22 protein-coding genes and 1 tRNA gene are annotated in these 25942 nt (G+C 44.0%); 10 read left to right on the plus strand and 13 right to left on the minus strand.

Translation table 11 applies throughout. From position 1 onward, the window contains the following. Positions 1–7: 7 nt before the first annotated feature. A complete protein-coding gene (gap, locus tag R7E00_RS05630; protein WP_005380697.1) occupies positions 8–1003 on the minus strand; it encodes a type I glyceraldehyde-3-phosphate dehydrogenase in 996 nt (331 codons plus the stop codon). Between the two features lie 337 nt (positions 1004–1340). On the opposite strand from gap, the gene msrB reads away from it, so the two are divergent. Continuing rightward, positions 1341–1748, plus strand: coding sequence for a peptide-methionine (R)-S-oxide reductase MsrB (gene msrB, locus R7E00_RS05635; protein WP_005380698.1), 408 nt, complete (start codon positions 1341–1343; stop codon positions 1746–1748). A 116-nt stretch (positions 1749–1864) separates the two neighbouring features. On the opposite strand, the gene R7E00_RS05640 is transcribed toward msrB, so the two are convergent. After that, entirely contained in the window at positions 1865–2686 is an 822-nt protein-coding gene (locus R7E00_RS05640; RefSeq protein WP_017821139.1) for a DUF2989 domain-containing protein, read from the minus strand. Between the two features lie 101 nt (positions 2687–2787). Between R7E00_RS05640 and R7E00_RS05645 the strand changes: the two genes are divergently transcribed. Continuing rightward, a complete protein-coding gene (locus tag R7E00_RS05645) occupies positions 2788–3072 on the plus strand; it encodes a YeaC family protein (RefSeq protein ID WP_064368685.1) in 285 nt (94 codons plus the stop codon). Between the two features lie 95 nt (positions 3073–3167). Here R7E00_RS05645 and ansA read toward each other — a convergent pair whose 3' ends face one another. Both ansA and sppA read right to left on the minus strand, forming a co-directional pair. Then, positions 3168–4181, minus strand: coding sequence for an asparaginase (ansA, locus tag R7E00_RS05650; RefSeq protein WP_017635822.1), 1014 nt, complete (start codon positions 4179–4181; stop codon positions 3168–3170). Between the two features lie 164 nt (positions 4182–4345). Then, positions 4346–6196, minus strand: a complete 1851-nt coding sequence (gene sppA, locus R7E00_RS05655; RefSeq protein ID WP_054575342.1) for a signal peptide peptidase SppA — start codon at positions 6194–6196, stop codon at positions 4346–4348. A 224-nt stretch (positions 6197–6420) separates the two neighbouring features. On the opposite strand from sppA, the gene R7E00_RS05660 reads away from it, so the two are divergent. Then, complete coding sequence (locus R7E00_RS05660) at positions 6421–8433, plus strand: NADPH-dependent 2,4-dienoyl-CoA reductase (protein ID WP_005380708.1); 2013 nt, start codon at positions 6421–6423, stop codon at positions 8431–8433. Positions 8434–8492: 59 nt separating this feature from the next. Here the strand turns inward: R7E00_RS05660 and R7E00_RS05665 are convergent, their stop codons facing one another. Then, positions 8493–9809: an MFS transporter gene (locus tag R7E00_RS05665; protein ID WP_054575559.1), complete on the minus strand. Its 1317-nt coding sequence runs from the start codon at positions 9807–9809 to the stop codon at positions 8493–8495. A 173-nt stretch (positions 9810–9982) separates the two neighbouring features. Here R7E00_RS05665 and R7E00_RS05670 point away from each other — a divergent pair, with 173 nt between their 5' ends. Next, a complete protein-coding gene (locus R7E00_RS05670; protein WP_005380711.1) occupies positions 9983–10531 on the plus strand; it encodes an NAD(P)H nitroreductase in 549 nt (182 codons plus the stop codon). Positions 10532–10634: 103 nt separating this feature from the next. Next, on the plus strand, positions 10635–12602 hold the full coding sequence (locus R7E00_RS05675; protein ID WP_054575560.1) for a DNA topoisomerase III: 1968 nt from the start codon (positions 10635–10637) through the stop codon (positions 12600–12602). A 44-nt stretch (positions 12603–12646) separates the two neighbouring features. On the opposite strand, the gene R7E00_RS05680 is transcribed toward R7E00_RS05675, so the two are convergent. After that, entirely contained in the window at positions 12647–12853 is a 207-nt protein-coding gene (locus tag R7E00_RS05680) for a hypothetical protein (protein WP_005380717.1), read from the minus strand. A gap of 183 nt (positions 12854–13036) precedes the next feature. Then, positions 13037–13726, minus strand: a complete 690-nt coding sequence (locus R7E00_RS05685) for an SDR family oxidoreductase (RefSeq protein WP_054575561.1) — start codon at positions 13724–13726, stop codon at positions 13037–13039. A gap of 271 nt (positions 13727–13997) precedes the next feature. Here R7E00_RS05685 and R7E00_RS05690 point away from each other — a divergent pair, with 271 nt between their 5' ends. Beyond that, positions 13998–14921 (plus strand): histone deacetylase, encoded by a 924-nt coding sequence (locus tag R7E00_RS05690; protein WP_213880849.1) that lies wholly within the window; start codon positions 13998–14000, stop codon positions 14919–14921. A 194-nt stretch (positions 14922–15115) separates the two neighbouring features. Here R7E00_RS05690 and R7E00_RS05695 read toward each other — a convergent pair. The 3 genes from R7E00_RS05695 to R7E00_RS05705 all read right to left on the minus strand — a co-directional run bounded on the left by R7E00_RS05695 (position 15116) and on the right by R7E00_RS05705 (position 17419). Then, a tRNA-Ser gene (locus tag R7E00_RS05695) sits at positions 15116–15206 on the minus strand. Between the two features lie 154 nt (positions 15207–15360). Continuing rightward, positions 15361–17169, minus strand: coding sequence for a DUF3413 domain-containing protein (locus R7E00_RS05700; RefSeq protein WP_005380721.1), 1809 nt, complete (start codon positions 17167–17169; stop codon positions 15361–15363). A gap of 22 nt (positions 17170–17191) precedes the next feature. After that, a complete protein-coding gene (locus R7E00_RS05705; protein ID WP_005380722.1) occupies positions 17192–17419 on the minus strand; it encodes a YejL family protein in 228 nt (75 codons plus the stop codon). Between the two features lie 85 nt (positions 17420–17504). Here R7E00_RS05705 and yejK point away from each other — a divergent pair, with 85 nt between their 5' ends. The 3 genes from yejK to R7E00_RS05720 all read left to right on the plus strand — a co-directional run bounded on the left by yejK (position 17505) and on the right by R7E00_RS05720 (position 21182). Next, positions 17505–18503, plus strand: coding sequence for a nucleoid-associated protein YejK (gene yejK, locus R7E00_RS05710; protein ID WP_005380723.1), 999 nt, complete (start codon positions 17505–17507; stop codon positions 18501–18503). 82 nt (positions 18504–18585) lie between these two features. Then, complete coding sequence (locus R7E00_RS05715) at positions 18586–19914, plus strand: Hpt domain-containing protein (protein ID WP_054577629.1); 1329 nt, start codon at positions 18586–18588, stop codon at positions 19912–19914. A gap of 104 nt (positions 19915–20018) precedes the next feature. Then, entirely contained in the window at positions 20019–21182 is a 1164-nt protein-coding gene (locus tag R7E00_RS05720) for a chemotaxis protein (RefSeq protein ID WP_213970721.1), read from the plus strand. 90 nt (positions 21183–21272) lie between these two features. On the opposite strand, the gene nhaC is transcribed toward R7E00_RS05720, so the two are convergent. Next, positions 21273–22706 carry a Na+/H+ antiporter NhaC gene (nhaC, locus tag R7E00_RS05725; protein ID WP_005380726.1) on the minus strand — a complete coding sequence of 478 codons (1434 nt, stop codon included), beginning with the start codon at positions 22704–22706 and terminating at the stop codon, positions 21273–21275. A gap of 431 nt (positions 22707–23137) precedes the next feature. Here nhaC and asd point away from each other — a divergent pair, with 431 nt between their 5' ends. After that, positions 23138–24253, plus strand: a complete 1116-nt coding sequence (asd, locus tag R7E00_RS05730; RefSeq protein ID WP_005380727.1) for an aspartate-semialdehyde dehydrogenase — start codon at positions 23138–23140, stop codon at positions 24251–24253. A gap of 57 nt (positions 24254–24310) precedes the next feature. Here the strand turns inward: asd and R7E00_RS05735 are convergent, their stop codons facing one another. Together R7E00_RS05735 and R7E00_RS05740 are read right to left on the minus strand one after the other, a co-directional pair. Then, positions 24311–25174 (minus strand): ion transporter, encoded by an 864-nt coding sequence (locus tag R7E00_RS05735; RefSeq protein ID WP_005380728.1) that lies wholly within the window; start codon positions 25172–25174, stop codon positions 24311–24313. A gap of 35 nt (positions 25175–25209) precedes the next feature. Further along, positions 25210–25848 (minus strand): YchE family NAAT transporter, encoded by a 639-nt coding sequence (locus R7E00_RS05740; RefSeq protein ID WP_005380729.1) that lies wholly within the window; start codon positions 25846–25848, stop codon positions 25210–25212. Positions 25849–25942: the final 94 nt, after the last annotated feature.

Here is a 25942-nt window from a genome sequence, read left to right on the forward strand (position 1 = left end):
TTTCTAATTACTTAGAGATGTGAGCGATTAGGTCTAGAACTTTGTTTGAGTAACCGATTTCGTTGTCGTACCAAGATACAACTTTAACGAATTTGTCAGTTAGCGCGATACCAGCTTTAGCATCGAATACTGAAGTGCAAACTTCGCCGATGAAGTCTTGAGATACAACTGCATCTTCAGTGTAGCCTAGAACGCCTTTTAGTTCGCCTTCAGAAGCTTCTTTCATCGCTTTACAGATGTCTTCGTAAGAAGCACCGTTAACTAGGTTAACAGTTAGGTCAACTACAGAAACGTTAGCAGTTGGTACACGGAAAGCCATACCAGTTAGTTTGCCGTTTACTTCTGGAAGTACAACGCCTACAGCTTTAGCAGCACCAGTTGAAGATGGGATGATGTTTTGAGAAGCACCACGACCACCGCGCCAGTCTTTAGCAGAAGGACCATCTACAGTTTTTTGAGTTGCTGTAGTTGCGTGAACTGTAGTCATAAGACCAGATTCGATACCGAACTTGTCGTTAAGAACTTTAGCGATAGGCGCTAGACAGTTAGTAGTACAAGAAGCGTTAGAAACGATGTCTTGACCAGCGTAAGTGTCGAAGTTTACGCCGTTAACGAACATTGGAGTAGCGTCTTTAGAAGGACCAGTTAGTACAACTTTTTTCGCGCCAGCAGTGATGTGCTTACGTGCAGTCTCGTCAGTTAGGAAAAGACCAGTTGCTTCAGCTACAACGTCAACACCGATTTCGTCCCATTTTAGGTCTTCAGGGTTGCGCTCTGCAGTAACACGTACAGTTTTACCGTTAACGATTAGGTTACCGCCTTCAACTTCAACAGTACCGTTGAAACGGCCGTGAGTTGAGTCATACTTAAGCATGTATGCCATGTAATCTACATCGATAAGGTCGTTAATACCTACTACTTCGATGTCGTTGCGCTCTTGCGCTGCACGGAATACGAAACGACCGATACGGCCAAAACCGTTAATACCTACTTTGATAGTCATTATAGTTGCTCCACAACTTAATTTCTGATTAAAGATAACTGGTAGTAAAATTACAGAATCCAGTAAACATCTGCAAGTGATAATCGGACTTAACTTGTTTAAAGTCAAAAAAAAGCGACGCTTTTTTTAACAATTCTTTGCAAATGTACGTTTTTTAAACTTTTAACTGATTCTTCTGTAGCCCAGTTGGCGTAATATAACTGGTGAGATAAGTGCTCTTATCAAATTAATTACGCATGGTGTCCTGGTGAGAAAGTATGTGCTACAACTGTTAAGAGAAGCAAGTTTTTTGCTAAAAAAGTCAATACCAAGAACAGTAAATAAGGAGCCGAAAGTCGTGGAACAAAGCGGGAAAAAAGTGACGAAGTCAGATGAACAGTGGCGTGAGCAACTGTCTGATGAAGAGTTCCGTGTTTGCCGAGAGCAAGGTACAGAGCCTCCTTTCAGCGGTAAGCTACTGCATAATAAGGAAACTGGTGTTTATGCTTGTACTTGTTGTAATGCCCCTCTCTTTGTCTCTGATAACAAGTATGACTCTGGCTGCGGATGGCCAAGTTTTGATGCGCCTATCAACGATCAAGCGGTGCGCTATTTAGAAGATCTAAGTCACGGAATGGTACGTACAGAGATTCGTTGTGCAACGTGTGATAGCCATCTAGGGCACGTTTTTGAAGATGGCCCACAGACCACAGGAGAGCGTTTTTGTGTTAATTCTGTGTCGTTAATTTTCAACAAATCAGAATAATAACGACAAAATTGTGCTCGAGATGTTTTATCCTTTCAGGATGATTCATGCTCAACGGTGATCTGAGTGTCGCTCGACTTAAATAAAAACTCCCGCTTATTGCGGGAGTTTTTCGTTTATATCTCACTGGGTATCATTGCTGGGGAATAGATACCTTTCTCTATGGCTTTCGCCACCGATTCGGCTAATTCATCCAACTGCTTATATCGCTCTGGATGACTGAAATTGAACATACGTTGGAGCTGCTTTTCATCAGCAAGCGGTACGTCGAATCTCTTCGCGACCATTGCCCATAGATACGCTTGCTCTTTGTCTCCAAGCCCCTGATGAATACTTGCCATTGACTTGAGAATGACCGGATTGATGTTGTCTTCATCAGATAAAGACAACGCGTTATTAAGAAGCTCCAGGGTTTTCTTGGTATCTCGGTTGGTATAAAAAGTGGCTAATGCATATTGCATCTCAGCATTATTTAATTGGGGAGACCCTTCCATTTGTAAAAATGCGCGCCGAGCTTGAGTATCTCCCGTTTGAGACCATAAGAAATACAAAGTAGCCGGGTCTTCTGAGCCTTTTAACTCGTTTACAATGCGCTCTAGCTCATCAATACTGTGTACCAATGCATTAAAGCGTTGTCTTTTGAGAGCACTTTGATCAATAGGGGTGATCTGGGAGGCGAGTTCTAAGCATTTCCTATATTCAGCGACCAGACCGTATTCGATGATTTGGTTGGCCTCTGATGGGTTTTTCAATTGCTCAAACCGATGCCAAACCAAATTTGTTCTTGGAATTCGACATTGGCCGTCATCCATATTGAGCTGCTCGCAACGTAGCTCTGGTGTTTTTTGGCACAACTCTTCGGTTGTCACGTTACCTTCAAAACAGCCCGATAGCGCAAAACATGCGAGGCTGAGAAGTAACCAGTTTGTTCTTTTCATGGCTTTGCTTGTGATCCGTTACACCAATTCATTTTCGTATTCTTGACTCAGTTTCTTAACCCGTTATGTTCTGTAAATAGAATGTAATAAGAAGGTACACTATGGACGCAGAACAACTATTACAAGCGATGACTCCAGAAGTTTATGGTCGCTTAGTCTATGCAGTAGAAACGGGAAGATGGCCTGAGGGTACAACACTTTCTAAAGAGCAGCGAGATTCGTGTATGCAAGCTGTGATGTTGTATCAATCAAAACATAATACTGATGCGCAGCATATGACGGTTGCAGCCGGTGGTGAAATCAGTTTTAAATCAAAACAAGAGCTTAAAAAACAATTCAGCGGAGAAGAGAGCGATATTGTTCGTGTCAATCCGAACATTGATTAATCCTTACGCCTTATTTCTCAAAATTTTATTATTTTGATTTTGAAAGAAAAAAGCCCAAACTGTATTGGGCTTTTTAGATCGTAGAAAGCTTGAACTTACAGGCTCATTTCACCACGCAGTACTTGTTGCATTCTCTCTTTTACTTCTTCGTAAGAAAGGTTTTGGCTTAGAAGGTAGTGTAGTTTTGCCAGCGCCGCTTCGGGCGTCATGTCAAAGCCACTGATAACACCAGAGTCTGCGAGCGCACAACCTGTGGCATATCCGCCCATATTCACTTTACCTGCCAAACACTGAGTTAGGTTTACGACAATAACGCCGCGCTCAGAGGCTTCTTTCAGGTGACCAAGCAGCTCAGGGTTCTGAGGAGCATTACCGACACCAAAAGTCAGAAGAATCATCGCATTCACGGGCTGACGAAGCGTGTTGCGGATAACTTCGTGTGAAATACCAGGGTACATGGTGATCACACCGATTGGTTGTGGCGTGATGTTGTGAACCTTAAACTCACCTTCTGGTTGTGCACCAACGGTTACGCTGTTGCTAACTTGAATATTGATCCCAGCTTCCAATAGTGGAGGAAGGTTTGGTGAAGTAAAGGCATTAAAACCGTCTGCATGAGATTTTGTGCTGCGGTTACCACGCATCAATTGATTATTGAAGAACAAAGTTACTTCGTTGATCGGGTAGTTTGCCGCAATATGTAGCGCGTTTAATAGGTTTGCTTGGCCGTCAGAACGCAGCTCTGCGAGAGGGATTTGTGAACCCGTTACAATCACTGGCTTACCAAGGTTTTCAAGCATGAAAGACAATGCGGACGCTGTGTACGCCATGGTGTCAGTACCATGTAGGATAACGAAACCATCGTATTTGTCATAGTTGTCACGAATATCATTCGCAATCTGCTGCCAGTCAGCAGGTGTCATATCTGATGAGTCAATCAGAGGGTCGTATTCGTGGATGGTGTAATCCGGCATTTCAGGACGATGGAATTCTGGCATGCTTGCTAATTGCTTTTCCATAAAGCCAGCAACAGGCACATAGCCGTGGTCGGATTTTTGCATTCCGATGGTACCACCGGTGTAAGCGATGTAGATGTGTTTTCTAGTCATCGTTTTTTCTTTCGTGTAGGGGAACAGAGGCGGGGATTATATACCTAAATAACCTTGAGATGCGAGGCTATACGCACAGCATCAGAAAGTCATCTGAGGAGATGCAAAGCCTAATAAAAAGGGCACTTCAAGTAGAAGTGCCCTTTGTAATATTGATGGAAAAACTACTGCACTTGGCAGTTCAAACAAAATGCGTATTGACCTTTAGGATCGTTGAAGCTTTGGAGCAAGCTTGCGTCTTGTTCGAATTGTTGAGCTACGGGTTGAAGACTTTTTGGTAGCAAGCTTGTTGCATCAATACCTAGAGAGACTTTCACCTGTTTCATAAACTCTTGTAGAAATAGTTCAGTAGGTGAAAGAGGCTCTTCTACCCAGTAAATGCCGTAATCGGTTACGTTCGCTAGTTTCGCCGCTAGCTCTACAGCATCATCAAAGTCACCCATTTGATCGACAAGACCAAAGGATAGTGCATCTTGGCCAGTCCAAACTCGACCTTGAGCAACTTTGTCAACTTCCTCTAGAGACATATCGCGATTCTCGCCAACTAGAGAAATAAAGCGCTTGTAACCGTGCTCGATACCTAATTGGAACACTTGAGACGCGCCCTCAGAAAGGCCAGTGGTAATACCGTCACCTGAGAACGGCGATGTGCCAACGCCATCAGTATTAATACCTAACTTGCTAAAGCCTTTTTCAAACGTGGTGATGACACTAAATATACCAATGGAGCCCGTCAGGGTTGTTGGTTGAGCAACGATTTTGTCTGCGCTCATTGAAATCCAATAACCACCAGAAGCGGCCAAACTCGACATGGATACAACAACCGGCTTACCTGCTTGCTTCAGAGCTTCTACTTCGTTACGAATCACTTCAGAAGCAAAGGCACTGCCTCCTGGACTATCTACTCGTAATACGACCGCTTTCACTTTTTCATCATTGCGTGCTTGACGCAGCAAGCTTGCGACCGTGTCACCACCAACAGTTCCGCGAGGTTGTTGACCGTCCATAATCGCGCCACTGGCTAGAACAACGGCGATGTCGTGCTGAGGTAGTGTGTAATCGGGACGAATCGTTGCAAGGTAGTCGTAGTAACCAATCGCGTTGTAGCTGTCTTTGCCGTCACTACCAAACTGTTTTGCAAATAGAGTGCGAATGTCTTGGCGTGTCGCAAGTTCATCCACTAGCCCCAGTTTGACTGCGAGCTGAGCAATATCGCCATTTACAGACTTCATCTCGTTAATCAGCTCATCCATGGTTGGATTAAGCACTTTCGCATCAATGTTTCGGTTTGTTGTTACGTCATCAATAAAAGCACTCCACAATTGAGTAACCCAGCGTGTTGCTGACTCTTTCGCCGCATCGGACATGTCATCACGAATAAACGGTTCGATAGCGGATTTATAAGTACCTACGCGAAAAACATGAGTGGAAACGTCAAGCTTTTCAAGTAACGTTTTGTAGTACATTGAGTAAGCGCTGTAACCTTTAATCAATACACCACCATCAGGTGCCAGATAAACTTTGTCAGCGTAACTTGCCAAGTAATATTGGCTTTGGTTGTAGAAATCACCTACGGCGTAAACGGGTTTGCCTGACGCTTTAAATTCGTTCAACGCTTTCGCGATGTAACGTAGTTTCGTGAGATTTGTTTCTGGCATGTCTCGCAGTGCTAGCACTAATCCAGATACTTTAGGATCGTCTTTCGCGTAGCGAATAGTATCAACGATATCGAAAAGGACGTTTTCTTTCGGTAACTCATTACCCAAAAGGGAACCAGCAAAAGAGTCCATTGGGTTTACATAACGTCTTTGTTCGACAATTGGGCCTGAAAGGTTCATCACCAATGCCGATTCTTTTTCGACGACAGGTTGACCGTCTCCGGTATAAGTAAAGGCAAAGTAGAAAACGGCAATCATCAGCAAGAAAATTAGGTTTGCCAGTGCGAGTCTGATGAAAGTGATACTTTTCCATATCCCTTTAAATATCAAACCAATAAATTTGAAGAGTTTTTTCATCTTGTCTCCATAACGAGATAGTTACGCCGAGTCTAACAAAGTATGGGTTCTTATCTCTAAGATCTCAAAAGATAACATTTTTTTAGCTTATCACGACCACTCAACAATTGGCATATTTTCACACGAGATTGATCGGTGTTACAAAAATGTAAACGCTTGTTTGATTTTTTGGTTGAGCAGGCTTAATCTGGTCAGACCATGATAATAACAATGGATGTTAAGTGATGTCTGCCATGTACCCAAACCTATTAAAGCCACTGGACCTCGGTTTCACACAATTACGAAACCGAGTTCTGATGGGATCAATGCACACGGGCTTAGAAGAGCACAAAGAAGGATTACAGAAGCTCGCTGCTTTTTATGAAGAACGCGCGAAAGGCGGTGTCGGACTGATTGTAACCGGAGGTTTTTCTCCTAACTTACGCGGTCGTTTACACCCGTTGAGTGCTGAATTCAGCAAGCCAAAACATGCTAAAGCCCATAAAGTTGTGACAGAAGCGGTGCACAAGCACGGTGGTAAAATTGCGTTGCAAATTCTCCATGCTGGGCGTTATGCAATGCATCCATTCTCGCAAAGTGCATCTGGCATTAAAGCGCCGATTGCAAAGTTTGCTCCGAGTGAAATGAGCGACCGCCAGATAAAGAAAACCATCGACGCGTTTGCTAATAGTGCGGAGTTAGCACAGCTTGCTGGTTATGATGGCGTCGAGTTAATGGGCTCGGAAGGTTACTTGATAAACCAATTCTTATGTAAACGTACTAATATGCGTTACGACGAATGGGGTGGCAGCTATAAAAAACGTATGCGTTTTCCGCTAGAAATTGTTAAAGCGGTACGCAAGGCGGTGGGTGACAAGTTCATCATCATCTTCCGTCTTTCTATGCTGGATCTTGTCGAGCAGGGCAGCACTTTTGAAGACGTTATCGAATTGGCGAAAGCACTTGAAGAGGCTGGCGTCACGATTATTAATACGGGTATCGGTTGGCATGAGGCTCGAATTCCGACCATTGCGACTCAAGTACCACGCGGTGCGTTTACATGGGTTACGGAAAAAGTTAAACCTCACGTTTCGGTTCCTATTATCACTTGCAACCGTATAAATACGCCAGATGAAGCAGAACGTATTTTATCTTCAGGTCATGCCGACATGGTTTCGATGGCGCGCCCATTCTTGGCCGATCCTTACTTTGTTGCTAAAGCCGAACAGGAAAAAGCGCAGCTTATTAATACGTGTATTGGTTGTAATCAGGCGTGTCTAGATAACGTGTTTAAAGGTAAGCGCGCCAGTTGCTTAGTGAACCCTCTAGCGTGCTATGAAACCGAAATTGTTGTTGAACCAGCCTTTAAAAAGAAAAACATTGCAGTTGTTGGTGCTGGACCTGCGGGCTTGGCTTGTGCGACCACACTGGCTGAACGTGGCCATAAGGTTGATTTGTTCGAAAAGAACGACCGCATCGGTGGTCAGTTCCGTCTTGCGATGCAGATCCCTGGTAAGGAAGAGTTTCGAGAGACGATACGATATTTCGCTAACCGTATTGATGAAACAGGCGTGAATCTGCACTTATCGACGGAAGCGAACTATGACTTACTCACAGAATACGATGAGATAGTGATGGCATCGGGTGTTGAGCCACGTAAAGTCAATATTGATGGAATTGATAACCCAGAGAAAGTCGTCGACTATCAAACTCTCATTCGAGACAAAACGCCAGTCGGTGAGAAAGTGGCTATCGTTGGTGCTGGTGGCATTGGTGTAGATGTCGCGACCATGCTTACAGAGCCAGTTGGACAAACGTTGGATGACTGGTTGCATGAATGGGGAATCGACAAGGAGATGTCTCAGCCGGGTGGTTTATACCCTTACCCTGATGCGGTCAGCGATAAAGAAGTCTGGGTACTTCAGCGTCGTAAAGGTCGTGTGGGTAAAGGTCCGGGTAAAACGACAGGTTGGATCCATAAACGTACCCTTGAAAAACGGGGCGTACATTTAGTCGGTGGTGTGTCTTACGATAAAATTGATGATCAAGGTTTGCACATTCATGTAGACGGAAGCGCGCAGGTACTTAATGCAGACAAAGTTATCATTTGTGCTGGGCAAGAGTCTGTACGTCCGTTTGAAGATAAATGGTCTGAACTTGGAGAGAAGATTCATATCATTGGCGGAGCTGACCATGCGGGTGAACTTGATGCTGTGCGTGCGATTCGTCAAGGTGTTAAATTGGCGGTAAAACTCTAGCCTTTTAATGTGTGTTTACCATAAAAGCTGCGCTTTGAGCGCAGCTTTTTTGTATAGAACTAGTCACTGATATCTGGCAGTTGTTTGGCCATTACCACGCCAGAAAAAGTAATAAAAGAGAACACTAACACCACAGCTGAAAGGCTCAAGAAGTTCGACATAACACCAAGAGAGCTCATTAGAAGCAGCATTATCCCAACCACTGTGTTACTCACGGCTACATAGCTCGTTCGTTTGTCACCTTCTGCGATATCAACTAAATAGGTTTTTCGTCCGACTCGTATTCCGTCGTGGGCAATACAAACACAAAAGTAAAGCAGAGGAATCACGAATAGGAAGCTTTGGCTAGCGGTGACCCATGTATCGTAAACAAATAACACAACACCAAGTAGCGCGCTCATCATTGCGCCGATGACCATCACACTGCGGCTAGAGCGATCGGACATTCTTCCCCAGAAAGGACCTGACACAAAGGAGGCTAAGCCACTCGCAAACATAAAGAGAGCTAGCACCCAGAGCTGTCCACCCAGAGATTGCTGTGCCAGCACAACGTAGTACGGTGCACTCAGCGCAGAACATAAAAATAGTGTCCGCGTGATAACGAATCGACGAAAGGTCACGTCTGTCTTAAGTAACGCGAGTTGTTTAAATGCTTCGAGGACGCCATTTCGACCACCGTCTACCTCACCGGCATACTCATTAATTCGCGCATAGACGAATGCCGCGATGAGCCATATGACGCCCGCTAAGCCTAAACTCAGACCGTAAAAGCGCTCTGTCGGCTCTACGTCCCATAACCAGGCTAGTGCCAGAAGGCTCGCGAAAAGCAGCGTAACCAGGCCAGCAGCGCTTGAAGACCAGCCGTTGACTTGACCTCGTTGGTTTTTAGGGATGGTTTTGCCCAATACATCTTTTGATGCGACGGAATTTAAACCGCGTGAGAGGCTGAAGATCACAAGGCATGCAATCACACCATAACCCGCAGCTGCTCCTGTTAGAGTTAATGCGACCAATCCGATTGCAAATATGGAAAGAGCCTGCAAGATACTGCCAATTACCCAGACCCATTTTCTTACTGGAATGCGTCGGATGTAGTGCGCGATGCTAAGTTGTGGGATAAGGGATCCTGACTCACGAATAGGAACCAGCCAACCAATTAAGTAAACCGGAGCCCCGAGACTTTGTAGTATCCACGGCAACGTGACTTTAGGATTGATTAACGCATCGCCGACTTTCGTTAAAAACTGAGCGAGAATGATTTTAAGAAAGTTGCCGGGAACTTGATGACAAGCTGATTCAGGAATCGCCTTACAGGCACGGGCATCTTCGTCATTAACGATCTTTTCGTAAATGCTGTTTTGTTTGTCCTTGTTCATCAACCTGCCTATGTTCAACTTATTCATTTCGCGAATAAATTAACATTAAACCCAGATTGATGTTAAGTGAAGCACGTTATCAAGCCCGCAGAAAACCGGTTGTTATTCGCAGGAGCAGATTGTGCTAAAGTGGCGTAAACAAAATAACAACGATATTCAATAAGGATTCTTTCATGGACGCTCTCGATCTTTTGCTCAATCGCCGATCTATCGCGAAGTTATCCGCGCCTGCACCAGAAGGTAAAGCTCTTGAGAACATCATTCGTGCTGGCCTTCGTGCGCCTGACCATGCGGGATTAACCCCTTGGCGTTTCGTTATCGCACAGGGCGATGGTTTGAAAAAACTGTCAGATATCTTGGTAAAAGCGGCAGAAGCTGAAAATAGTGATGAAGCGGTGGTCGAAAAGGTAAAGAATGCCCCATTTCGCGCACCAATGGTGATCACTGTTATTGCTAAAGTAACAGAACATGAGAAAGTACCAGCACTAGAGCAACACTTATCTGCGGGATGCGCTGTACAAGCGATGCAAATGGCAGCCGTAGCACAAGGCTTTCAAGGATTTTGGCGCTCAGGTAAGTGGATGTTCCATCCAGAAGTTCATCAAGCATTTGGTTTAGAAGGTGACGATGAGATTGTTGGTTTCTTGTACTTAGGCACGCCTGGTTGTACACCGATGAAAGTTCCTGAGCGTGACCTTTCTCAGTTTGTTGAATTTCTATAACTGAAAACTTAAATAAACTGACTGTTTATTTATACAGTTTTTCTTGATTTATTAGGGCTACATTCGATAATGTGGCCCTAATTATATTTATTTCCCAAACGTTATGTCTCGTCTGTTTATTGCTGAAAAACCAAGTTTAGGCCGTGCGATTGCCGCTGCACTGCCAAACCCTCAAAAGAAAGATCAAGGATTCATCCGCTGTGGGAACGGGGATATCGTTACTTGGTGTATCGGCCACTTGCTCGAACAAGTCGAACCCGACGCTTACGATGAGCGTTACAAAAAGTGGAATATGGCAGATTTACCAATTGTTCCGCAGCAATGGCAGCTCAGACCGAGGAAAAGTGCAAGTAAGCAATTAACAGTGATTCGTAAATTGCTCAAAGAAGCTAACGAAGTCATTCATGCAGGAGACCCAGATCGAGAGGGTCAGCTGTTAGTTGATGAAGTTCTCGACTATTGCAAGTTATCTAAAACCAAGAAGGAATCTACACAGCGTTTGTTGATTTCCGACTTGAACTTACCTGCGGTTAAACGCGCACTCAGTTCTATGCGCAGTAATCGCGAGTTTATCCCACTTTCAGTTTCAGCATTGGCCCGCTCTCGGGCTGATTGGCTGTATGGTATGAACATGTCTCGTGCTTATACCTTGCTTGGTCAAAAAGCAGGGTATCAAGGTGTTCTCTCGGTAGGGCGAGTGCAAACGCCAGTTCTTGGCTTAGTGGTGCGTCGTGATGAAGAAATCGAAAACTTTGTCCCGAAGGACTATTTTACCCTACATGCTCTGATCCCATATCAAGATCCCAATGGTACTTTTGATATTCGTGCTCGTTGGAAGCCAAGTGAGGCATGCAAGCCTTGGCAGGACGAAGAAGGTCGAGTATTAAACCGTAAGTTGGTAGAAAATGTTGCAAACCGTATTGCAAATCAACCCGCAAAAGTGACAGAGTCGGAACAAAAGCAAACCAAGCAATCAGCACCATTACCTTATTCGTTATCTGCTTTACAGATCGATGCCGCGAAGCGCTATGGTATGAGTGCGCAACAAGTACTAGATACTTGTCAGGCATTGTATGAAAAGCACAAGCTGATCACTTACCCGCGTTCAGATTGTCGCTATTTGCCGATGGAACACTACTCACAAGCAGGGACGGTGACAACTGCTATTGCGAATAACGCAAAAGAGTTGCAAGTTGCCGTTCAGGGAGCAGACTTAACATTAAAGTCCAAAGCCTGGAACGATAAAAAAGTGGATGCGCACCATGCGATTATCCCTACACCGAAGCAAGCTAATGTGAATGCGCTTTCCGGCAATGAGATGAAAGTGTATCAGTTGATTGCGCGCCAGTACCTCATGCAGTTCTATCCGGCGGCGGTTTACGCAGAAGCGAAATTGGTTTTCGATATCGCTGGTGGTACGTTTGTCGCGAAAGGTCGTCAGTTAGTTTCGCCGGGTTGGAAAGCGCTAATGGGCAAAACTGACAAGGAAGATGAAGGTATTGATGCCGTGCCACCGCTACCCGAAGGCACCGTGTTAACTTGTCGTGAAGGGGAAATAAAAGACCGAAAAACCGAGCCACCAAAGCATTTTACCGAGGCATCGCTGTTGCAAGCGATGACCGGGATCGCCCGTTATGTTGCGGATAAAGAACTGAAAAAAATCCTTCGTGACACTGATGGGCTAGGCACGGAAGCGACTCGCGCTGGTATTTTGGACACGCTGTTCAAACGCCAACTGCTTACGCGTCAAGGTAAGTCAATTCTCAGTTCTCCTGCGGGAAGAGGTCTCATTCATGCCTTGCCAGAAGATTCAACATACCCTGATATGACGGCTCATTGGGAGCACCAGTTACAAGGTATGGCAGAGAGAAATCAAGCATATCAGCCGTTCATGCAAGCACTGGAACAACGCATTGATAGCTTGATGGCACAAGTAAAAGCAGGCCCTATCCCTGATTCATTACGTCATCTACCCAAGGTGGAGCGTCCTGCGTTTAAACGTAAAAAGCGCAGTTATTCAAAGAATGGTGGCGCGACTAAATCTCGTGCAACCAAAGGTAAGCAGGCATAGGACAAGCGCGGCGTAATTAAACTCCGCGCATGCTTGAAAATAGATTACTCGAACAGATCACCGTGGTTTTGGATCGCGCCTCTTACTTCACCTTGAGTTAACACGCGTTTGTCCAGTACCTCTTTCACCTGGTTGCCCAAGTCAACTAATGTATCTCGATTCGCTTGAGTTTGGCGTTTACCAGCACTTCTCAAGCAGTAATTTAGTTCGTGCTCTTCGCTAAAATTAACCAAATCCCTATCTGCTGCCATCGTGCTTTCTCCTTATTTGTTCTACTTTTTCCTAAGTCTGGATTGGATGTAGATAAATTCAAGTTAGATTGCGCGAATTATGCTGGTGGATCACTGATGAACATTATGTTTGCCAACCAAGTCACGATTATGAAGCCTGGCTTTGATGGTATTTGGTTTAGTGATGGTTGTGTCTTAATGCTGCTACCAAGGTAACTCAGTACCATCGTAGTTAATAAATCGACCTGAAAGCTGCGGTGTGCTCAGTTCTATCACGTTCGCTAGGCCTAGCGCGGAGGTTTGCGTATCTATCAAAGCATTTGGCCCGCCCATCGCCGTTTTTACCCAACCAGGGTGAAGCGCTAAAACGGTAAATCCTTCAGGTGTTAAATCATTACTTAAGCTTTTCACAACCGAGTTAAGCGCCGCTTTCGATGAGCGATAAATATAGCCGCCGCCGGACGTATTTTCGGTCATACTGCCGACTTTTGATGAGATACAAGCAATCTTTTTCATCTTGCCTTGTTGTAAGCGAGGGTAACAGTACTCAACCAGTTTTAACGGAGCAATGGTGTTTACTTCGAAGACTTTACGCCATGCTTCTACGTCAGTATTTCCAAAGCCATATCCCTTGGGGCCGTAATATCCTGCATTATTGATGAGTAAGTCGATGGCAGGGAGTTTATCGGCAAGCTTAGCGACTTGTTCGTAGTGCGTGACATCCAGTTCGTGCAAAACTAGATTGCTGAATTGTGAGGCTAGAGTTTGTAGTTCTGAACTGTTCTCTAAGGAACGGCTAGTAGCATGTACTTGGTGGCCTTGCTTCAGGTACAGCTCAGTTAAGCTAAGGCCAATGCCGCGATTTGCTCCGGTAATAAAGACGGTTTGACTCATACAAACACCTATGTTTTTTTGATTTCAGTTGAAAGTCATTGTGTTAGCTAAGCACCATAAAATCAACCAACCACCACGCACCAACAACAAGAGATGAAAATAGGGACAGAGCACAAAGAGAGCCAAACAGTGCGCCGAGAATAGCAAAGAAAGTAGAATTCATATGTATATTAAATTTAATTGATATTGAAAATCATTATCAATTAAATTGCGTTTTATTCAACCCTTGAAGTTGATACTATTTCGTTACCATTGTTATTAAGAATTTCTCATGCTGCCATTTATCTACCACCCGATTTATTCTCAACTTGAGTTGCCAGAGGGGCATCGTTACCCAATTATGAAATACCAGTACCTCTATGAATCGGTATTGGTGCATATAGAGAAAGATAACTGGAAAGAGCACGCGCAGTTTTTCCAGCCCGAAGCATTAACTGTTGGGGAAGTAAAGCGTGTTCATGACGAGGAATACGTCGAGTTACTTGTTAGTGGAAACATGCCAGCTGCGAAGATGCGCCGAATAGGTTTTCCTTGGAGTGAGTCTCTCATTACCAGAACGCTAACTTCAGCAGCGGGCACGGCTATGACCGCAAAAAAGGCACTTGAGTACGGTGTGGCCATTCATTTGAGTGGTGGGTATCACCACGCACACAAAGAGTTTGGCAGTGGTTTTTGTTTATTTAATGACTTAGTGATCGCGGCCAGGCAAGCGCTCGAAGTCGAGCATGTCGATAAAGTATTGATCATTGATAGTGATGTTCACCATGGGGATGGAACAGCAACTTTATGTGACGATGAGCCAGATATCATCACGCTTTCTTTCCACTGTGATAAAAACTTCCCAGCGAGGAAGCCTCAGTCTGACCTCGATGTGCCTTTGGTGCGAGGGACAGGTGATGAGGATTTTTTAATGGCGTTTAAAGAAGTGGTCGATATGGCACTTAATCTTCATCGCCCTGATTTAGTTATCTACGATGCTGGTGTCGATATACATCAAGACGATGAACTTGGATATTTTGATGTGTCGACTCAAGGGATTTTAGAACGTGATAGATTTTTAATGCAAACAGTGAAATCTCGAGGTATCCCTGTCGCAGCTGTCGTTGGAGGTGGATATCGAACGAATCATGCTGACCTCGTCCCAATTCATTTGCAGCTTATCAATGCCGCTAAAGAAGTCTTTATTGATGAGTAGATACAACTAGATGTAAATATCAAATTGATTCAACACTGGAACGAACGAAAAGGGCATTAATTTTTTTGTGGGTTCTTTCGGAGTGTGGCGGAGTGCTTAGTTGCGTTCAAGAAGTGATAAGTGATTTGTACAAATCTTTTAAGTCTGGAGATGCGAAAAAGCCCGCTAATTTCTTAGCGGGCTTTTTCTAAAAGTGGCGGAGAGATAGGGATTTGAACCCTAGATACGCTATTAACGTATGCCGGTTTTCAAGACCGGTGCTTTCAACCACTCAGCCATCTCTCCGTTGTTGAGGCGCATAATATAAGGCTTTGAAAATGTTGTAAACCCCTAGTTGAACTGATTGGATGTTTACTGCGCAAATTTGTGGTTTGTGTTGTTTAAATAAACAAAAACTCCCCAAAAAGGGGAGTTTGAATAGTATATGGATTGCTAGGTATTAATCGTTTTTAGAATAAAAACGCTGTAACTCAGTTAAACCTTGCATCAAAACTGGCAACTTCGGTGCATCATCTCGAAGTCGTTTGTAGTTTTTGTCATACAGCTTGTAGTTGCCAAACTTATCGATCACTGTGGTTTGTGAGCTAGTAATTAAGGCAAGCTCGCGAGTATCGCCCGCCAAGATCCAGCGACGACGACTTTCATCGAATAGGTTGCGACCACTACTGTAATCATATGGGTTGGAAGATACGCCGAGCATATCTTGCAACAGTGTAACTGAGAGGTCCAAGTGACTTGTGCTGTGATTAAATTCGCCAGCTAGCATTCCAGGCCAATGGATCACCATCGGAACTTGCAATTGATAACGGCTGTAGTTGCTGTTTGCTCCCCAGCTGTTCGTATTGGTTTCGTTAAATTCACTACCGTGATTAGAAGTGATGATTACGATGGTGTTTGTCAGTTGTCCCGTCGTTTCTAGTTCATCAATAATACCGGCGATAGTTCTATCCGCCGACTTCACTGCATATTCATAAGCTTTTTTGAATCGCTCACTTGCGGGCATTTCTTCGTCATTATTTGAAGGAATCGATTCAAAATTATCAACGGTGGTGACTTCGATGTAACTAAACCATGGCTGACTTGCTTTCTCTGCTAACCATGTATTCCAGTTTGCGATAGATTGTTTATCGGTATGAGCTTGCGTGCCATCTAGGTCTTCCGCTAAGTTCAAGTCGCGGAAAATAATTTCTGAGTAGAGATCATCTTCAAACCCACTGCCACTGAATAAACCAAAGTTGTAGCCCTGATCTTTCAGTACATCGAGCAATACTGGGGAAGCACCTTGCGCCTTGATGCTTGATGCATAACTGGTCGGTAAGCCATAGAACAAACCAAAGGCCCCGTATGTATCATTACTTGAGCTGTAATGATTACGGAAGTTCTGATTGTTTTCAGCAAACTCATAGAGGTTAGGCATCTCTTCTTGGTTAAGCGCATCCGCTCGTAAATTGTTTATGCTGATCATCAACACATTGAGCTTATTAACTCGGCGGTTAAACTCAAGCTTTTCAAGAGGGTAGTTGACTAACTCTACGTTGCCTTCGTTTTCTGCTAAACGTTTTAGGTATTCCTCACGGTCAAGTAGACCATGTTTTTCCATAAAACTCTTCGCCGTCATCGGATAAGACAAAGGGAAGTTTGAACGCTGGCTAGTAATTGGGTTGTAAAAATATGCATCTGCCCAAATGTAAACCAAATGGCTGGTCATAAAGCTGAGGAAAAAGACGGCCGCGAGAGGGCGTCCTACGTGCTTATGAGATAGTTTGCGCTGTTTTCGCCATACCCATTCGGATAGTGCGAGTTGAATAAGGAAGATCAGCGGCATCACAACAAATAAATGTTGTAGGTCAGTGCTGAGCGCACTTTTGTCTTCGCTGAATAGTAACTCCCAGACAACGGGAGTTAAGTGCAAATTGATCGACTGATACGCTTGGGTATCAATTAATAATATGGTTTGCCCAACGGTTGCGAAAATCACTGCCACCAAACGGAACAACTTCCGCGATGGCAGGATAAACGTCAACGGGAATAGAACAAGCAAGTAAAGTGCGAAAACTAGAAAGCCAAAGTGACCAACCCAAGAAACCGCCAGATAAAACTGACCAAGTAACGTCTCGGGCCAAGGAGACTGAACAATGTAGCGTGTGCCTATCAACATCGATGCAACGATATTGAAGAATGCAAACCAGTGACCCCAACCAACTAGTCGAGATACACGTTCGCCGTATGAGTTTCCGCTGTCTACCATGTATGTGTTCTATTGTCCGTGATTAGTGTGTTTTTGGTGTTTCTAAAGAAGACATCAGCGCCTGAGCAAATTTTTCAGCAATCGCTTTGCGTTGTGAAGCAGCAACACGTTGATTTAAGACATTGGTTGCGATATTTCCGGCAATCATTAGCGTCAACTCAGGAGAAGCAGCGTGTTTTTCAAGAACTGTTGCTACTTCAGCAAGAATTTTTTCTACTTGCTCGTCAGTATATTTAGATGTAATCGGCATAAAGACTCTAATAATGATAGTAAAAGCGGCTTATGATAACCTACAATGCCCATCAACTAAAACCTTGTAGCAAGATAAAATCACTATGAGTCTTCATCTTTCAAACGTTATTCTGCATCAACTGTGCAAAAACGATCAGGACGAGCTGGTTGTAAACTTTCGTCCAGCATCATTAGAGAACGATGCATCTACAGAAAACTTAGTCGCTGAGCTTCACCGAGTATTCCATTCTAAAGCTGGTAAAGGTTTTGGCGCTTTCCAGTCAGACAGCGAATTTCAATTTTGGCTTCAAGAAATGCGCAAAGGAGAGCGAGATTTTTACGACTTCTCACAAATTAGTGCAAATCGCTTGAAAGAAGAGTTGATTAAGTACCCATTTGCGGATGAAGGTATCTTGGTTTTCGCTGAGTATCAGAGTTTAGCAACGGACTACTTGTTCATCGGTATCTTACCAATGAATCAAAGTTTAAAAGTGACCGAAGGTTTGGACATCAGTGCGACAGATTACTTAGATATCACCAAAATGGATATTGCCGCACGCATCGACCTGTCGAGCTACGAGACCGACAAGGAGTCCAATCGTTATCTGCAATACATTAAAGGACGCGTTGGCCGTAAAGTGGCGGACTTCTTCCTAGATTTTCTGCAAGCGGATATTGGCTTAGATACTAAACAACAAAACTTAGTGTTGATGCAGGCGGTGGATGATTTTTGTGCTGACTCGAAGCTAGAAAAGCAAGAAGTGAACGAGTACAAGAAACAAGTTTACGACTACTGCAATGAGCAAATTAAATCCGGTGATGAAGTTCAAATCTCAGAACTTTCCGGAGAGCTTCCTCAAAGCCAAGATGGCACGAGCTTTATGGATTTCACCAAAGAGCAAGGGTACGAACTTGAAGAGTCTTTCCCAGGTGATCGTGCGACGGTTCGCAAACTGACTAAATTTGTTGGAGCTGGTGGTGGTTTGAATATTAGCTTCGATAGTCTCTTACTTGGTGAGCGTATTTTTTATGATCCAGAGACGGATACCTTAACGATTAAAGGGACGCCTCCAAATCTAAAAGATCAGTTAAGTCGCAATTAAAATCATATCGCTAAATAAAGAGAGCAAACGGCTCTCTTTTTTTATGTGAATAAGAAACATCCATAGTATATGCTTGTAATTAATGGAGATATGCGAGGGGCAAGTGTTGCTGAAGCTAAAAGAAGGAATACGGCGGTTTGTTTGGTTCTGGTTCGTTTTGTGGAGTGTTTTAGCACTTGGCATTTGGCTGCAAGCCAAACAAACGATTCAAACGATTTCGACTGTAAATGAGTTAGGAAGTAAAGTTGAAGAAGTCAGGCACTTTTTTAACTTCGATCTGCCTTACCGTGTTAAACACGTCGACCAAATTTCACTGAAACTTCAGTTGGCTTATGCAGTTCGCTTACAGCTTGAAAGTGAGTTTTCTGAAGGGAAAATCACACCAGACATCACTCAATTGCTTTATACGACCGACCGATTTTTAGAAAGTGCTCGAGCTTTTGTAAGAAGTGACAGTGAATTGGTTTCGTTAGCTGAACAGTTACGAAGCAGCCGTGCTCGAACAGAAAACTCTGAGCAAATTCAGGCAATGTACTATCGCTTAGGTGCGCTTGTTTTTGAGTCTGTCTTTAGTGACTCTGCAACGAATAGCGATACTTACCGTGACTTAGACCGACTTTTTATTGAATCAGAGGCACTCTCTCCCGAAGAGCGAAGTGCTCTTCAGCGCCAGCTTGCTCAAACCTCAAGCGCACTATCTGCTCAGGCACAGGGCAGTTATTTATCTAATCAACTGCTTAATCCAGATTTCCCGAACCAGTTAACTTCGATAAATGATCAGTTGGAACAGAAGCTAATGACTTTTATTGTTTGGCTGTCTGTAATCAGTGGTTTGCTCCTTTTCCTCATTTCATGGGGAGCCTTCTCCCCAAAAACGATTCAACCGATACCACTACCCAGAACCGATGATAAAAAGTCAGAGCAAGTTGGCGATGATGAAAATGGAGCTAACACTGTTCCCTCAGCTCAGTCAGAAAATTTTCAAAACGTCCAAATGAACGAAAAAAGTTGTAATGAGGTGAATTCATCACAAGTGGGAGTAGTGGAACGTGAGCCGTACATAGATATCAATAAAATGTTAGATTCTCTGTCTGGTGACGAGGGCGCTGTGCGGATGTTACTGGAGGTCTTTATTCAGGACCACTCTGGCGATGGCACTAAAATGTATCAGCTGTTAGAAGAGGATAAAGAGCAAGCGCAAAGAGCCGCACACAGTCTTAAAGGGGTCTCAGGGAGTTTAGGTGCAATGCCATTGCACTGTATTTCGGGTGATATTGAACTGTTGATTAAACAAGGGCAAAAAGTGCCGGAAGAGAAGTTGGCATGTTTAGATGATGTCCTAAAACAAACCATACTTTTTGCTAATAATGTTCTCAATAGTGAAAAGATAACAGAAGCGCTAACAGATTGATATTGCTCTGACTTAATGTCATAAGAGTTGAGGTAATAAAGGCTCGAACTATATGACTTAGTTCGCTTTATTCCTGTTCTATACAATTTGTTAAAGGTGTTTTCATGTCCGTTCGCCGAATGTCTTCAATGATGTTGATAGGGCTGGTTATGATGCTTTCAGGGTGCTCCCTGCTCGAAGTCAAGATCGAGAGTCAAACCGTCCCTCTTACCAAACAAGAGCTCAATATGCGTCTTTTGACTCGTGAGTATGCGCAGCAGTTTTTTGCTCAGGTTGAGCAAGCAGCAGACGCACTACACGAACAATATGAGCCTCATGATAAAGTTCATCAATCTTATATTTTACTTTGGAAGATAAATGCTGAAGAAGGCATCCAAGCTTCTGCATACCAAGTGTCCCCAATGGCTGCACTGATTGATACATGGACTTTCACGCTACAAATGGAACAGTTCTTTACTACCGCTTCTGGTAATGAGCTCTTTGCGTCAGATGAGGCCAAGTTAGTTTCCGTTTATTTAGCGAAAGAGGTAGATAAACTGGCTCAATCTTTATTGAAGAAAGAAGCATACATCAAGACACAAACGTTTGTTGCAGAGTTCGCCAAGCAGCATCCATTCGCTGATTTAAGCATGATTAGGACTCCGGCTTACCGTAGGTGGTTAGATGCAAACCAAATTAGCGAAGAGGAAGCCGTTACAACGCTAGGCACGATGCCAGAAGCACTTGGGGATGTCTCTGATCGTCTAAGTCTGGTATCAGAGCAGACACCAAAAATTATGACGTGGAAAGCGCAGTTGTTGGCCTTGAATAGCTCTGACAGTATCGAAAAAGTCAATGCGGCGCTCAATAGTTTGCAAGTTACCGCTGATTCGATGAGGGATTTTATCGATAACAACCCAGAGTACATGCGTTATTTGGCAGAACAAATGGCGCTGGAGTTACAACCTTTGGTTGACGATATCGATCAAAGGACGGAGGCGCGTTTATCTCAGTTGGGTGAAGAACGCCAAGCTATAGAGCTGATGGTTGCCAGAGAGCGCCAAGAAATCGCACAGATCATTACCCATGAGCGCGAGAAGTTTGCTCAAGATATGGATCGAGTGTCGCAAGAGGTTGTGAATCTCGCAATGACTAAGCTGATTGAACTTGTCAAAAGTACCATCATCTACTTTATTCTGTTCATTGCCGTTATATTCTTTGCACCGCTTGGCTTGGGCTATTGGTTTGGGAAGCGTGCAGCCGTGAAAACGCCAGTCAAACAAAGCTAACGATTTGTTTTGGAAATAAAAAAAGAGCGCTTTAAAGCGCTCTTTTTTAGTATTGAATTCGAAAGGGAGGTTCTTCCTATCTCTGCGAAGTTAAGCGGTTTGCTGCTTTAATTCGCCTTCAGCTTCTTCAACTGCTTCTGCTGTTGGTTCGCACTTATCAACAAACCAACCCATGTAAGAAGTGAAGATCGTTACGATGATACATACAAAACTCAGCCACATGAACGGGGCATAAGACAGTGTAGCAACACCCAAAATACTGGCCATGTAGATACCGTTGTCACTCCAAGGGACCATACCTGAGGTTAGCGTGCCGCCAAATTCTGCGTTACGAGACAAATTCTTACGTTTGTAGCCTAGACGGTCATAGTTCTTCGCACAGATTTTTGGGGTCAGGATAAGTGAAACGTACATCGCTGAACCAAATACGTTGCCCATAAAGGCCGTACCAATTGTGCTTGTTGCCAATGAACCTGCACTTTGAACGCGTTTTTCAAACAGCTTCGCGATAGTCTCTAGCACGCCTACTTTATCTAGTAGACCACCAAAACCAAGGCCGAATACGATAACCGCTACCGACCCAAGCATTGAAGACATGCCGCCACGGTTAAGGATTGAGTCAATGAAATCTACGCCAGATGAGATTGCAAACGGAGCCCAAGCCGTGTTAAACGCGGTTAGGAAATCGACATCTTGGATCATCACTGCCCAAATAATACCTAGCAGAGAACCAAAACTGATCACTGGGAATGAAGGCATACGCATCGCTAGAAGTGACAATACGATGATCACAGGAACAAATGAGTAAGGGGTGATGTAGAACTGCTGTTCCATCGCTTTAATGACAGAGTCTACCTGGCTCATGTCAACTTGACCTGCGTAGTGGAAGCCAAATGCAGTAAACATAATGCCTGTAATAATGTAGCTAATGAGTGCTATCGGCAACATGCCTTTAATATGTTCCATCACTTCAACGTTAGACATAGATGAAGCAAGGATTACTGAATCCGATAGAGGCGACATTTTGTCACCAAAGTAACAGCCTGAAAGTACGGCACCTGCAGTGATTGGCGCAGGAACACCAAGACCTTGACCGATACCCATCATTGCAATACCTGCCGTGCCAGCCGCACCCCAAGATGTGCCAGTCGCTAGCGCAGTCAATGAACAGATGATCATGGTCGCGAGCAAAAAGATGGAAGGGTGGATTGCTTTAAGGCCGTAGTAAATAATGGTTGGAACAATACCACCAGAGATCCAAGTACCTACAAGCGCGCCAACGGCCAAAAGGATTAAAACGGCTCCAAGTCCATTGGAAATGCCATTTAGTGCTGCTTTTTCCAGATCTTTATACTGATGGCCAAGCTTTATGCCCAATATCATGACAATGAACCAACCGATGTATAGCGCTAGCTGAATCGGTAGGTCTAGCTTGGCTGTGAACGAAAATGCCAGCAGGAGAAATAAACCGAGCGAGATAAATACCTGTATCAAGCTTGGTAGGCGTGGTGTAACTTGCTTCATATGTGCCTCTGTCAATCTTGGAGCAATAGAGGAAGGCGCTCCTTGTTGTAATCGCGCATAACATACATTAACAAAAATTATATTTCGAACATTTGGTGTTTTATCTTGATGTTCGTCGGTAAAAACGTTTGCTTGTGAAATTAACTGTTAGTTTGTTTTAACTTTTTTGGTTTTAAATGTTGTGTAATGTGAAATTATTGTGCTTCATGTGTTATTTTCTCATTGAGTGGTAAGACCAATTAGGGGACTAAAGTGCTTTCCCTACTTGAAAAATGGTTAAAACCGCAAACCAAACACTAAAAAATCTCGTGTAACCCGGTTTTTCAGAGGAAAAGGTTAAAAAACGCGCTTATTTACAAAATAGGGGTTGAGATTTTGCTGTGAAAAATTAACTATGGGGTAGGTTTTTTAATACATGGAGAGTTAATACGATGAGAGTTGGTTTAGTTGGTTGGCGCGGTATGGTTGGTTCAGTCCTTATGCAGCGTATGGTTGAAGAGAAAGACTTCGACCTAATCGAACCAGTATTCTACAGTACTTCTCAAGTTGGTATTCCTGCTCCTAACTTAGGAAAAGACGCAGGCTTACTGCAAGACGCGTATGATATTGAAAGCTTAAAACAGCTTGATGCGGTAATCACCTGTCAAGGTGGTAGCTACACAGAAAAAGTTTTCCCTGCACTTCGTCAGGCTGGTTGGAAAGGCTACTGGATTGACGCGGCCTCTACGCTACGTATGGCTGAAGATTCGATCATCACACTTGATCCAGTGAACTTAAAGCAAATCCAACAAGGCATCCACGGTGGCACGAACACATTTGTCGGTGGTAACTGTACGGTTAGTTTAATGCTAATGGGGCTAGGTGGTCTATTTGAGAAAGGTCTTGTTGAGTGGACAAGCGCAATGACTTACCAAGCCGCATCTGGTGCTGGTGCGCAAAATATGCGTGAATTGATCTCGCAAATGGGCGTTATCAATGACTCTGTTAGCTCTGAACTTGCAAACCCATCAAGCTCTATCCTAGATATCGATAAGAAAGTCGCGGATACAATGCGCAGCGGCTCTTTCCCTACCGATAAATTCGGTGTGCCACTAGCTGGTTCGTTGATCCCATGGATCGATGTGAAGCGCGATAATGGTCAGAGTAAAGAAGAGTGGAAAGCGGGCGCCGAGGCGAATAAAATTTTGGGTTCTCAAAGTTCACCTGTCCCAATTGACGGTACTTGTGTGCGTATTGGCGCGATGCGTTGTCACTCTCAAGCACTTACTATCAAGCTTAAACAAAATGTACCAATGGACGAAATCGAAGAAATCATCGCCACTCATAACGATTGGGTGAAAGTGATTCCTAACGACCGTGACATCACTGCTCAAGAGCTAACGCCGGCAAAAGTTACGGGCACAATGTCTGTACCAGTGGGTCGTCTACGTAAGATGGCAATGGGTGATGATTTCCTAAATGCTTTCACTGTTGGTGACCAACTGCTTTGGGGTGCTGCGGAGCCATTGCGTCGTACTCTGCGAATTATTCTGTCTGAGAAAGCATAATCACATCAATCCTTTATTTGATGACAAAATAAAAGAGCTCCTTAGGGAGCTCTTTTTTCATGCGTCGTCTTCCGTTCGAACGACTCTTTTGTCTGGATCGGCCAGTTCACTACCACAATGTTTACAGTAAATTGCGTCAGAGTCGTGCCCTGCGTGGGAGCAGTTTGGGCATTTCACCAATACTTTGTGCGATTGCATCTCTTGGTGCAGTTCGGCAGTGAAAATACCTGTAGGTACCGCCAAAATGGAATAACCCAGTAACATGGTGAGTGATGCAAGCCCTTTACCTAGGTCTGTTTGAGGGACCAAGTCACCATACCCAACCGTTGTGATGGTCACGATCGCCCAATAAATACTCTTAGGAATGCTAGTAAATCCGTTTTCAGGTCCTTCAATGATAAAAATCAACGAGCCGAAAATCGTTACCATAATGGCGACGGAACTAAAGAAGATAAAAATCTTTCTGCGCGCCATAAGCAGTGAACGTAAGAGGATATTGGACTCTTGGAGGTATCGGACTAACTTGAGTATGCGGAATATTCGCATCACTCGCAGCGCCCTGATCACACCCATAAACGAAGCGGATGGGAAGAAGAGTGCTAAATAGGTGGGCAAAATCGCAAGTAAATCGACGACACCATAAAAACTCTTTGCGTAGGCGGCAGGTTTAGGAGAGCAATAAAGCCTTAGAAGGTATTCAATCGTGAATAGGCCAGTAAATGTGTATTCAATAAACTTCAGCTCTTTTTCCCACTCGGCCCGAACGGAGGGTATCGAATCTAACACCAGTACGATTAACGAACTGATGATCGCGATAATGAGAGCAATATCGAACGTTTTACCAGCTTTGGTATGAGTACCAAAAATGGTGACATATAGAGTATGTTTAAGAGAGTCAGTCGTCATGACAAAGCGATCCATTGTTGAATCGCTCTATCATACAATTTTATAGAAACTCAGGCTAATCCTGGAAATAAGTTGCGTAAGCCATTCGCAATGAACTCTATGCCAAGCGCGCCCAATATCAAACCCATGATACGAGTAATGACGTTGATTCCAGTTTGACCTAAAAATCGTACGATCAATGGGGCAGAGCGGAACAATAGCCATGAACAAAGGCAGAACAAACCAATCGTAATACTAATGCCCACGGTATCGAACATGCTTGGGTAGCGTGCACCATAAACAATAGTCGAACTGATTGCACCAGGACCTGCCATTAAAGGCATTGCAAGAGGGACCACACCAATCTGTTCACGACTGACGTATTCCGTTTTCTCTTGTTTGTTCTGCTTATCTTCCCCCAGTTTACCGCTCATCATCGAGAATGCGATGCTAAGTAATAGCAACCCGCCAGCGACACGAAACGAATCCAGAGAAATACTGAACATGTCTAACAGTAACTGACCAGCAAAAAGCGAAATGATCAGGATGATCGCAACAGCCACATTTGCTGTTGTTGCCGTATTGCGCTTTTCGTCTGGAGTCATATGCCCGGTTAGTGACACAAACACAGGCATGATACCAACAGGGTTTACTGCGGCGACCAAACCGAGAAAAAACTGCAAGAAGATAGCAAGTTCAAAAGTTTGCATGTTGCGTACTCATCAAAGTTCACATTAGTGAAAAGGAGAAGGGGTAATTTGGGCGTAATGTAAGGCAAAAGTTAGGTTGTAAGAAATGAAAAAA

The organism is Vibrio sp. Vb1755 (assembly GCF_033338635.1).
Classification (GTDB): domain Bacteria; phylum Pseudomonadota; class Gammaproteobacteria; order Enterobacterales; family Vibrionaceae; genus Vibrio; species Vibrio alginolyticus.

Coding starts and splice junctions, on each gene's coding strand:
- gap (WP_005380697.1), bottom strand. CDS start 1,003: ATGACTATCAAAGTAGGTATTAACGGTTTTGGCCGTATCGGTCGTTTC.
- R7E00_RS05640 (WP_017821139.1), bottom strand. CDS start 2,686: ATGAAAAGAACAAACTGGTTACTTCTCAGCCTCGCATGTTTTGCGCTA.
- R7E00_RS05645 (WP_064368685.1), top strand. CDS start 2,788: ATGGACGCAGAACAACTATTACAAGCGATGACTCCAGAAGTTTATGGT.
- ansA (WP_017635822.1), bottom strand. CDS start 4,181: ATGACTAGAAAACACATCTACATCGCTTACACCGGTGGTACCATCGGA.
- sppA (WP_054575342.1), bottom strand. CDS start 6,196: ATGAAAAAACTCTTCAAATTTATTGGTTTGATATTTAAAGGGATATGG.
- R7E00_RS05660 (WP_005380708.1), top strand. CDS start 6,421: ATGTCTGCCATGTACCCAAACCTATTAAAGCCACTGGACCTCGGTTTC.
- R7E00_RS05665 (WP_054575559.1), bottom strand. CDS start 9,809: ATGAACAAGGACAAACAAAACAGCATTTACGAAAAGATCGTTAATGAC.
- R7E00_RS05670 (WP_005380711.1), top strand. CDS start 9,983: ATGGACGCTCTCGATCTTTTGCTCAATCGCCGATCTATCGCGAAGTTA.
- R7E00_RS05675 (WP_054575560.1), top strand. CDS start 10,635: ATGTCTCGTCTGTTTATTGCTGAAAAACCAAGTTTAGGCCGTGCGATT.
- R7E00_RS05680 (WP_005380717.1), bottom strand. CDS start 12,853: ATGGCAGCAGATAGGGATTTGGTTAATTTTAGCGAAGAGCACGAACTA.
- R7E00_RS05685 (WP_054575561.1), bottom strand. CDS start 13,726: ATGAGTCAAACCGTCTTTATTACCGGAGCAAATCGCGGCATTGGCCTT.
- R7E00_RS05690 (WP_213880849.1), top strand. CDS start 13,998: ATGCTGCCATTTATCTACCACCCGATTTATTCTCAACTTGAGTTGCCA.
- R7E00_RS05700 (WP_005380721.1), bottom strand. CDS start 17,169: ATGGTAGACAGCGGAAACTCATACGGCGAACGTGTATCTCGACTAGTT.
- R7E00_RS05705 (WP_005380722.1), bottom strand. CDS start 17,419: ATGCCGATTACATCTAAATATACTGACGAGCAAGTAGAAAAAATTCTT.
- yejK (WP_005380723.1), top strand. CDS start 17,505: ATGAGTCTTCATCTTTCAAACGTTATTCTGCATCAACTGTGCAAAAAC.
- R7E00_RS05715 (WP_054577629.1), top strand. CDS start 18,586: ATGGAGATATGCGAGGGGCAAGTGTTGCTGAAGCTAAAAGAAGGAATA.
- R7E00_RS05720 (WP_213970721.1), top strand. CDS start 20,019: ATGTCCGTTCGCCGAATGTCTTCAATGATGTTGATAGGGCTGGTTATG.
- nhaC (WP_005380726.1), bottom strand. CDS start 22,706: ATGAAGCAAGTTACACCACGCCTACCAAGCTTGATACAGGTATTTATC.
- asd (WP_005380727.1), top strand. CDS start 23,138: ATGAGAGTTGGTTTAGTTGGTTGGCGCGGTATGGTTGGTTCAGTCCTT.
- R7E00_RS05735 (WP_005380728.1), bottom strand. CDS start 25,174: ATGGATCGCTTTGTCATGACGACTGACTCTCTTAAACATACTCTATAT.
- R7E00_RS05740 (WP_005380729.1), bottom strand. CDS start 25,848: ATGCAAACTTTTGAACTTGCTATCTTCTTGCAGTTTTTTCTCGGTTTG.